Source organism: Streptomyces sp. SGAir0957 (genome assembly GCF_043523415.1).
In genome coordinates this window covers 506,350-516,840 of the sequence record NZ_CP027293.1, presented here as the reverse complement: position 1 = coordinate 516,840, position 10,491 = coordinate 506,350, and the positions used below count along the sequence as shown (strand labels likewise).

Below are 10,491 nucleotides of genomic sequence, written 5' to 3'. Positions count from 1 at the left end.
TGGTCCTCTTTCCGGGACGTACGAGCACCCCACCGGTCCTTTTGCCCGCCCCCGACGCCCCGGCCCGCCCGGTTCAAGGAAGTGACACACGTGGCTGACGACGACAAGTACGTGGAATACCTCAAGCGGGTCACGGGTGAACTGAGGCAGACCCGCCGCAAGCTGCGCGAGGTCGAGGACCGCAGCCGGGAGCCCATCGCCATCGTCGCGATGAGCTGCCGCTTCCCCGGCGGCGTCCGGACGCCCGAGGACCTGTGGCGCCTGGTCGACGAGGGCGGCGACGCCATCGGGCCGCTGCCCGAGGACCGCGGCTGGGACATCGCCGACCGCTACGACCCCGACCCCGACCGGCCGGGCACCTTCTCCACCCGCGAGGGCGGCTTCCTCGGCGACGCCGCCTCCTTCGACGCCGCGTTCTTCGGCATGAGCCCCCGCGAGGCGCTCGCCACCGACCCGCAGCAGCGGATCCTCCTCGAAGCCTCCTGGGAGGTCCTGGAGCGCGCGGGGATCCGCCCGCAGTCCCTGCGCGGCAGCGCCACGGGCGTCTTCGTCGGCGCCGCGACCTCCGGCTACGGGCAGGGCCCGGTCGAGGTGCCCGAGGACGTGCACGGCCTGATGCTCGCCGGGAACGCGACCTCCGTCGCCTCCGGCCGCATCTCCTACGTCCTCGGCCTGGAGGGGCCCACCGTCACCGTCGACACGGCCTGCTCCTCCTCGCTTGTCGCCCTGCACTGGGCGGTGCAGGCGCTGCGGGCGGGGGAGTGCGACCTCGCGATGGCGGGCGGTGTCGCCGTGATGGCCACGCCCGGCCTGCTCTTCGAGTTCAGCCGCCAGCGCGGCCTCGCCCCCGACGGCCGCTGCAAGGCGTTCGCCGACTCCGCCGACGGCACCGGCTGGTCCGAGGGCGTCGGCCTGCTCCTGGTCGAGCGGCTCTCCGACGCCCGCCGCAACGGGCACCCCGTCCTCGCCGTGGTCCGCGGCTCCGCCGTCAACTCCGACGGCGCCTCCAACGGCCTGACCGCGCCCAACGGGCCCGCCCAGCAGCGCGTCATCGAACAGGCCCTCGCCAACGCCGGGATCACCGCCGCCGACGTCGACGCCGTCGAGGCGCACGGCACCGGCACCACCCTCGGCGACCCGATCGAGGCCCAGGCGCTCCTCGCCACCTACGGCCGCGCCAAGGACGCCGAACAGCCCCTGTTCCTGGGCTCCCTCAAGTCCAACCTCGGCCACACGCAGGCCGCCGCCGGAGTCGCGGGCGTCATCAAGACGGTCATGGCGCTCCAGCACGGCAAGCTGCCCCGCACCCTGCACGTCGACACGCCGTCCACCCACGTGGACTGGGACGCGGGCCACGTCCGGCTGCTCACCGAGCCCGCCGACTGGCCCGTCACCGAAGGCCGCCCGCGCCGCGCCGCCGTCTCCTCCTTCGGCATCAGCGGCACCAACGCGCACACGATCCTGGAGGCCGCCCCGGAGTGGACCGAGGAGCCCGAGGACGCCGGACAGGCGGCCACCGTCGTACGGCTTCCGCTCGCGCCCTGGCTGCTGTCCGCGCGCGGCGCCGACACCCTGCGCGGCCAGGCCGCCCGCCTCCTCGGCCACGTGGACGCCCGCCCCGGCGACGACCCGCACGTCACCGCGCGCGCCCTCGCCGCCGCCCGGCAGTCCTTCGAGCACCGCGCCGTCGTCCTCGCCGAGTCCACCGACGCCGCCCGCGACGCCCTCGCCGCCCTCGCGGCGGGGGAGGAGCACCCGGCCGTCGTCACCGGCCGCACCCTGCGCGGCGCCACCGCGTTCCTCTTCTCCGGGCAGGGCGCCCAGCGCCCCGGCATGGGCCGCGAGCTGTACGCCGCGTTCCCCGCCTTCGCCCGCGCCTTCGACGAGGTCTGCGCCCACCTCGACCCCGAACTCGGCCTCTCCCTGCGCGATGTGGTCCTGGACGGGGCTTCGGACGACGAGGCGCTGCGCGGGACGGGTCTCGCCCAGCCCGCCCTCTTCGCGATCGAGGTCGCCCTCTTCCGGCTCCTGGAGTCGTGGGGCGTCACCCCCAAGTACGTCCTCGGCCACTCCCTGGGCGAACTGTCCGCCGCGCACGTCGCCGGAGTCTGGTCCCTTCCCGACGCCTGCCGCCTGGTCGCCGCGCGCGGCCGGCTCATGCAGGCGCTGCCGCAGGGCGGCGCCATGGTCGCCGTCGAGGCCGCCGAGGACGAGGTGCTCCCGCTGCTCGCCCCGCACGGCGACGCCGTCTCCGTCGCCGCCGTCAACGGACCACGCGCCACGGTGATCTCCGGTGACGCGGCCGTCGTCGAGGCCGTCGCCGCCGAACTCGGCGCCCGGGGCCGCACCACCCGCAGGCTGCGCGTCTCGCACGCCTTCCACTCGGCGCGCATGGACGCCGTCCTGGACGACTTCCGCGCGGTCGCCGAGACCGTCACCGCGCACCCGCCACGCCTGACCGTCGTCTCCAACCTCACCGGCGGCCCCGCCACCGCCGACGAACTGGCCTCCGCCGACTACTGGGTGCGCCACCTGCGCCACGCGGTCCGCTTCGCCGACGGCGTCGACTGGCTCGCCGCCCACGGCGTCACCCGCTACCTCGAACTCGGCCCCGACGCCACCCTCACCGCGCTCGCGCGCACCTGCCTGCCCGACGACACGACCGACCGGGTGTGCGTGCCGCTGCTGCGCAAGGACCGCCCCGAGGCCCACACCCTCCTCGCCGGAGTGGGCACCGCCCACGCGCACGGCGTCCCCGTCGACCTCGACGCCTTCCTGGGCAGCGACCCCGCGGACCCGCGCATCGACCTGCCCACCTACGCCTTCGCCCGCGACCGCTACTGGCTGCGCCCCGCCCTGACCACCGCCGACGTCACCGGCGCGGGCCTGACCGGCACCGGGCACCCGCTGCTCGGCGCCGTCGTCCGCGTCGCCGACGACGACCGGGTGCTGCTCACCGGGCGCCTGTCCACGCGCGCCCAGCCGTGGCTCGCGGACCACACCGTCTCCGGCGCCGTCCTGCTGCCGGGCACCGCGTTCGTCGAACTCGTGCTGCGCGCCGGTGACGAGGTCGGCTGCCGCCTCCTCGACGACCTGACCCTGGAGGCACCGCTCGTCCTCCCCGCCGACACCGGCGTCCAGCTCCAGATCGCGCTCGGCGCCCCCGACGCTTCCGGCCGCCGCCCGGTCACGGTGCACGCGCGGCCCGACGCGGACGACGACAGCCCGTGGACGCGGCACGCCACCGCCCTGCTCGCCCCGGCCCCCGCCGAGCCGGAGACCGGCCTGACCGCCTGGCCGCCCGCCGACGCCCGGCCGGTCGCCCTCGACGGCTTCTACGAGGGCCTCGCCGCGCAGGGCTACCAGTACGGCCCCGTCTTCCAGGGCCTGCGCGCCGCCTGGCGTTCCGGCGACACCTGGTACGCCGAGATCGCCCTCCCCGAGGACCAGTACCGCGACGCCGCCCGCTACGGACTGCACCCCGCGCTGCTCGACGCCGCCCTGCACGCCCAGCTCACCGGCGACGGCACGGACGGTGAGGGCGAGGGCGAAGGCGGCGGCGTGGGACTGCCGTTCGCGTTCAGCGGCGTCAGCCTGCACGCCGTCGGCGCCACCGAGCTGCGCGTCCGCCTCGACCGCGGCGCCTCCGGTTCCGTGCGCCTGACGCTCGCGGACGGCGCCGGGGACCCGGTCGCCACCGTCGACTCCCTCGTCAGCAGGCCCGTCACGGACGGAGCGCTGCGCGCCGCCCGGCCCGCCGACAGCGCCCTCTACGCGGTGCGCTGGACCGGCGCCGACCTCGCTTCCGCGCCGGACACCGAGGGCTGGCGGCTGGCCGGCCAGGAGCCGGCCGAGGGGCTCGTCCCCGTATGGCCCACGCTCGGCGGCGATGACGACGCGCCCTGCGCCGTCGCCGTCCTGCCGACCGCCTCGCGCCCCGGCGAGACACCCGCCGACGTGGCGGGCCGCACCCTGACCGACCTCCAGAACCTCCTGGCCGACCCGCGCACCGAGAACGCCCCGCTCGTCGTCGTCACGCGAGGAGCCGTCTCCGCCGACGGTGAGGACGTCACGGACCTGCCCGCCGCCGCCGTCTGGGGCCTGGTCCGCGCCGCGCAGACGGAGAACCCCGGCCGCCTCGTCCTCGCCGACGTCGACGACACCGACGCCTCACGGGACGCGCTCGCCGCCGCCGTCTCCGGTGCCGTCGCCGTTGCCGGGGGAGCCTCGCAACTCGTGCTGCGCGAAGGCCGGTTGCTGACGCCCGCGCTCGTCCGTACCGCTGCCGGGGACCCGGCCCCCGCCTGGGACGCGGACGGTACGGTCCTGATCACCGGCGGCACCGGCGCGCTCGGCGCCCTCGTCGCCCGCCACCTGGTCGCCACGCACGGCGTGCGCTCCCTGCTGCTGCTCTCCCGGCGCGGAGCCGACGCCCCCGGCGCCGACGAGCTGAGCGCCGAACTCACCGCCCAGGGCGCCGAGGTACGGATCGAGGCCTGCGACGCCGCCGACCCCGACGCCCTCGCCGCCGTCCTGACCCGGGTTCCCGCCGACCGGCCGCTGCGCGCCGTCGTGCACACCGCCGGGGTCCTCGACGACGGTGTCCTCGGCTCGCTCACCCCCGAACGCCTCGCCGGTGTCCTGCGGGCCAAGGCGGACGCCGCGCTCGCCCTGCACACCGCGACCCGCGACGCGGACCTCACCGCGTTCGTCCTGTTCTCCTCCGCCTCCGGCCTCCTCGGCGGCGCAGGACAGGCCAACTACGCCGCCGCCAACACCGTCCTGGACGCCCTCGCCCACCACCGCCGCGCCAACGGCCTGCCCGCCACCTCCCTGGCCTGGACCCTGTGGGACCACGACAGCGGCATGACCGGCAGACTCGGCGACGACGACCGGCGCCGCATCGCCGCCTCGGGCCTGCCCGCCCTCGACCCGGACCGGGCGCTGGACCTGCTCGACGAGGCCGTGGGCGGTGCCGAGCCGCTGCTCGCGCCCCTGCGCACCGACGCCGCCGCCCTGCGCGCCGCCGCCTTCGCCGGGCGGCTGCCCGCCCTGCTGCACGGCCTCGCCCCCGCGCCCGCCCGCCGCGCGGCCCGCGCCGCCGACGGCGACTCCTCCGCGCTCGGCCGCAAACTCGCCGGGCTCTCCGCCCCCGACCAGGAGCGGCTCCTCCTCGACGTGGTGCGCAAGCACGCCGCCGTCGCCCTCGGCCACGGCACGGCCGGCGCCGTCGACGGCGAGCAGTCCTTCAAGGACCTCGGCTTCGACTCCCTCACCTCCGTCGACCTGCGCAACCGGCTGAACGCCGAGACCGGACTCCGGCTGCCCGCCACCCTCGTCTTCGACCACCCGAGGCCCAGCGCGCTCGCCCGCTATCTCGTCGGTCAACTCGCCGGTACAAGTGAGCAGTTCGCCGCGACCACGGTCGCCGCCGGGCAGGACGACCCGGTCGTCATCGTCGGCATGGCCTGCCAGTACCCCGGCGGCGTCTCCTCGCCCGAGGACCTGTGGCGGTTCGTCTCCGAGGACGGCGACGCCATCGGCGCCTTCCCCACCGACCGCGGCTGGGACCTCGACCGCCTGCCCGGCCTGGAGGCCGGATTCCTGTACGGCGCCACCCACTTCGACGCCTCCCTCTTCGGCATCTCGCCCCGCGAGGCCCTCGCCATGGACCCCCAGCAGCGCCTCCTCCTGGAGACCTCCTGGGAGACCTTCGAACGCGCGGGCATCGACCCGCTGTCCCTGCGCGGCAGCAGCACCGGCGTCTACGTCGGCGCCATGGGCTCCGGCTACGCGTCCGGGCTCGCCGACATCCCCGAGGGCATGGAGGGCTACATCGGGCTCGGCGTCTCCGGCAGCGTCATCTCCGGCCGCGTCGCCTACACCTTCGGCCTCGAAGGGCCGACGATGACCGTCGACACGGCCTGCTCCTCCGCCCTGGTCGCCCTGCACCTCGCGGCCCACGCGCTGCGCCAGGGCGAGTGCGCGATGGCCCTCGCCGGCGGCGTCACCGTCATGGCCACGCCGGGCACCTACACCGAGTTCACCGCGCAGAACGGCCTCGCCGCCGACGGCCGCTGCAAGGCCTTCGCCGAGGGCGCCGACGGCACCAGCTTCTCCGAGGGCGTCGGCATGCTGCTCCTCGAACGGCTCTCCGACGCCCGCCGTAACGGCCACCCCGTCCTCGCCGTCGTCCGCGGCTCCGCCACCAACCAGGACGGCGCCTCCAACGGCCTGACGGCCCCCAACGGTCCCTCCCAGGAACGCGTCATCCGGCAGGCCCTCGCCTCCGCCGGACTGTCGGGGGCCGACGTCGACGCCGTCGAGGCGCACGGCACCGGCACCACCCTCGGCGACCCCATCGAGGCGCAGGCCCTCTTCGCCACCTACGGCCGCGAACACACCGACGACCAGCCCCTGCTCCTCGGCTCCGCCAAATCCAACTTCGGGCACACCCAGGCCGCCGCGGGCGCCGCCGGTGTCATCAAGATGGTCATGGCGATGCACCACGGCGAACTGCCGCGCACCCTGCACGTCGACGCGCCCTCCCCGCACATCGACTGGTCCAGCGGCACCATCGACCTGCTCACCGAACCCCGCCCCTGGCCCGCCCGGGACGACCGGCCCCGCCGCGCGGGCGTCTCCTCCTTCGGCATCAGCGGCAGCAACGCCCACGTCGTCCTGGAGGAACCGCCCGCCGCCGCACCCGCCCCCGAGCGGCCCGCGCCCGCCGCCGTACCGCGCGTGCACCCCGTCTCCGGACACACCCCGGACGCGCTGCGCGCCCAGGCCGCCCGCCTGCGCACCCACCTGCTCCAGCACGACGACGACACCTACGACGCCCGCGACCTGGCGCACAGCCTCGCCGCCGCCCGCAATCCGCAGGCACACCGTGGCGCGGTCGTCGCCGCCGACCGGGACGAACTCCTCACCGGACTCGCCGCCCTCGCCGCCGGGGAGAGCGCCCCGCACGTCACCACCGGCACCGCCGACGGCGGCATGATCGCCGTCCTCTTCAGCGGGCAGGGCGCCCAGCGCCCCGGCATGGGCCGCGAACTCCACTCCACGCAGCCCGTCTTCGCCGAGACCTTCGACGCCGTCTGCGCCGAACTCGACCGCCACCTCGACGGGCCGCCGCTGCGCGACGTGGTCTTCGCCGCCGAGGACAGCGCCGAGGCCGCGCTCCTCGACCGCACCGCCTACACCCAGGCCGCCCTGTTCGCCTTCGGCACCGCCGCGCACGCCCTGGCCGCCTCGTGGGGCGTACGGGCCGACGTGCTCGGCGGCCACTCCATCGGCGAACTCACCGCCGCGCACGCCGCCGGGGTCTTCGACCTCGCCGACGCCTGCGCCCTTGTCGCCGCCCGCGGCCGGCTCATGCAGAACCTGCCCGAGGGCGGCGCGATGGCCGCCCTGGAGGCCACCCAGGAAGAGGTGCTGCCGCTCCTCGAAGGCCGCGCCGACCGCGTGGCGATCGCCGCCGTCAACGGGCCCGTCTCCGTGGTGGTGTCCGGCCAGGTGGCCGATGTCGACGCGCTCGCCGCCGAGTTCGCCGGGCGCGGCCGCAAGACCCGGCGCCTGCGCGTCTCGCACGCCTTCCACTCGCCGCTCATGGACGCCATGCTCGACGACTTCCGGGCCGTCGCCGCCCGCGTCCGCTACGACACCCCCACCGTCCCGGTCGTCTCCAACCTCACCGGCGCTCTCGCCACCGGCGACGACCTGGTCACCCCCGAGTACTGGGTACGCCATGTGCGCCAGGCCGTCCGCTTCGCCGACGGGGTGAGCGCCCTGGAGGCGGCAGGCGTCACGCACTTCGTCGAACTCGGCCCCGACGCCACCCTGGCCACCCTCGTGCAGGACGGCGTCACCGACCCCGCGGCGGTCACCGCCGTGTCCCTGCTGCGCCGCGACCGGCCCGAGGGGCGCACCGCCCTGCTCGCCGCCGCGACCCTGCACGTCAACGGGAGCGCCGCCGTCCCCGCCACGCCCCTCGACACCGGGGCGCGGACCGTGCCGCTGCCCACGTACGCCTTCCAGCGGGAGCGGTTCTGGCTGGAGTCGTCCGCGGCCCCGGCCGCGTCCGGTGAGGACTCCGCGTTCTGGGACCTCGTCCGGACCGCCGACCCCGCCGCGCTCGCCGAGCGGCTCTCCGTCGACGCGGACGCCCCGCTCAGCGCCGTCCTGCCCGCGCTCGCCGCATGGCGCGACGAGGACCGCAAGCAGGAGGAGACCCGGCGCTGGGAGCACCGGGTGGTATGGCGTCCCGCCGCGGAAACCGGCGCCGCCACGCTCACCGGCACCTGGCTCGTCGCGGTCCCCGGCCGCCTCGCCGGCACACCGTGGGCCCGCTCCGTCACGGACGCGCTCACCGCGCACGGAGCGGACGCCCGGGTCCTGCCGGTCGACTGCGCGACGGCCGACCGGGCCGCTCTGACCGCGGCCCTCGCGGATCTGCGCGGGGGCGGCGGGGGTGCGGGTCCGGCCACGGCTCTCGCCGGTTCGCGCGAGGGTGGCGAGGACGCCGGTCCGGCCACGGCTCTCGCCGGTTCGCGCCAGGACGGCGAAGGCGCCACCGGCGCCGGTCCGCGCGGCGGCGGCTACGGCGCCACGGCCGACCCCGCCGCTCCCGCCGACCCCGCCGGTCCGGCCCCCGCCCTCACCGGCCCGGAGCAAGACGCAGCCCCCGCCTGGGCAGGCGTCCTCTCCCTCCTCGCTGTCGACACCGAGCCGTTGCCCGCCCACGAAGCCGTCCCCGCCGGGCTCGCCGCGACCACCGCTCTCCTCCAGGCCCTCGCCGACGGCGCCGCCGGGGCCGACCCGGGCCGTCTGTGGGCGCTCACCGCGGGCGCGACCGGCGTCCTCGGTACGGAGGCGCCCGCCGTGCCGGAGCAGGCCGCCGTATGGGGCCTGGGACGCACCGCCGCGCTCGAACACCCCCAGCTGTGGGGCGGCCTGGTGGACCTGCCCGCGGGCACCGACACCGCCGTCCCCGCCGACGTGGCCCGGCGCCTCGTGGCCGCCCTCGCCGACACCTCGGGCGAGGACCAGATCGCCGTACGCGGCGCCGGGACCTTCCTGCGCCGCCTCGAACACGCCCCGGCGGGCCCGGCGACGGACGGCCCGGCCCTGACCGGCACCGTCCTCCTCACCGGCGCCACCGGAGCGCTCGGCCTGCGCACAGCGACCTGGCTCGCCGCGCAGGGCGCCACGCGCATCGTCGCCGTGAGCCGCTCGGGCGCGGGCTCCGACGGTGCGGCCCGCCTGAAGGACGCCCTCGCCGACACCGGCACCGAACTCGTCCTGACCGCCTGCGACACCGCCGACCGCGACGCGCTCGCCGCCCTCCTCGCGGAGCACCCCGTGGACGCCGTCGTGCACACCGCGGGCGTCCTCGACGACCGGCTCCTGGACGGCATGGACGCCGACGCCCTGGACCGCGTCCTGCGGCCCAAGCTGGCGGCCGCCCGCCACCTCGACGAGCTGACCCGCGACCGCGACCTGAGCGCGTTCGTCCTGTACTCGTCGGTCTCCGGCACCCTCGGCACCATCGGGCAGGCCAACTACGCGGCGGCCAACGCCTACTTGGACGCGCTCGCCGAGTCGCGCAAGGCCGATGGACGCCCGGCCACCTCGCTGGCGTGGGGCCCGTGGGCCGGTGGCGGCATGGCGAGCGCCGACGCCGACACCGAGGCCCGGATGCGCCGCGGCGGCGTCAACCCGCTCGACCCCGGCAAGGCCACCGACGCCCTCGGCCGGGCCACGGCCCGCCCCGACGCGGTCCTCGCCCTCGCCGACATCGACTGGGCCCGCTTCGCCCCCGGCTTCACCACCTCGCGGCCCAGCCCGCTCCTCGCCGACCTCCCCGAGGTCCGCGACGTGCTCGCCCAGCGCCCCGAGACCACCGCGGGCGCCCCCGAGGCGCTGCGCGACCGGCTCGCCGGACAGTCCGCCGCCGAACGCGAACGCACCCTGACCGCCCTCGTGCGGGCCGAGGCCGCCGCCGTGCTCGGCCACACCGGCACCGACCGGGTCGGCGCCACCACCGCGTTCAACGCGCTCGGCTTCGACTCCCTCATGGCCGTCGAACTGCGCAACCGCATCGGCGCCGCCACCGGCCTCGCCCTGCCCGCCACGCTCCTCTTCGACCAGCCGAGCGCGCAGGCCCTCGCCGGGTACCTGCGCGGCCGGCTCACCGAGGACACCGACGGCGCGGCCGCGGTCCTCGCCGGACTCGACTCCCTGGAGGCCGCCCTCGACGGGCTGCCCGAGGACGACGCCCGGCGCGACCGCATCGGGGCCCGGCTCCAGTCGCTCCTGGGACGGTTCGGCGGCACGGTCGCCGTCACCGCCGCGCCCGCGTCCCCGGACGGCGGCGACGTGAGCGACCGGCTGGAGTCCGCCGGCGCGGACGAGATCTTCGACTTCATCGAGAACGACCTCGGCATCTCCTGACGAGACGGCCACGGGACCTGAGAACGGGTGAGACGA

At 76.7% G+C, this 10,491-nt stretch carries 1 protein-coding gene; it reads left to right on the top strand.

From position 1 onward, the window contains the following. Nucleotides 1-90 precede the first annotated feature (90 nt). Nucleotides 91-10,455: an SDR family NAD(P)-dependent oxidoreductase gene (locus C1N81_RS07570; protein ID WP_394427927.1), complete on the top strand. Its 10,365-nt coding sequence runs from the start codon at nt 91-93 to the stop codon at nt 10,453-10,455. The last annotated feature ends 36 nt before the right edge of the window (nt 10,456-10,491 follow it).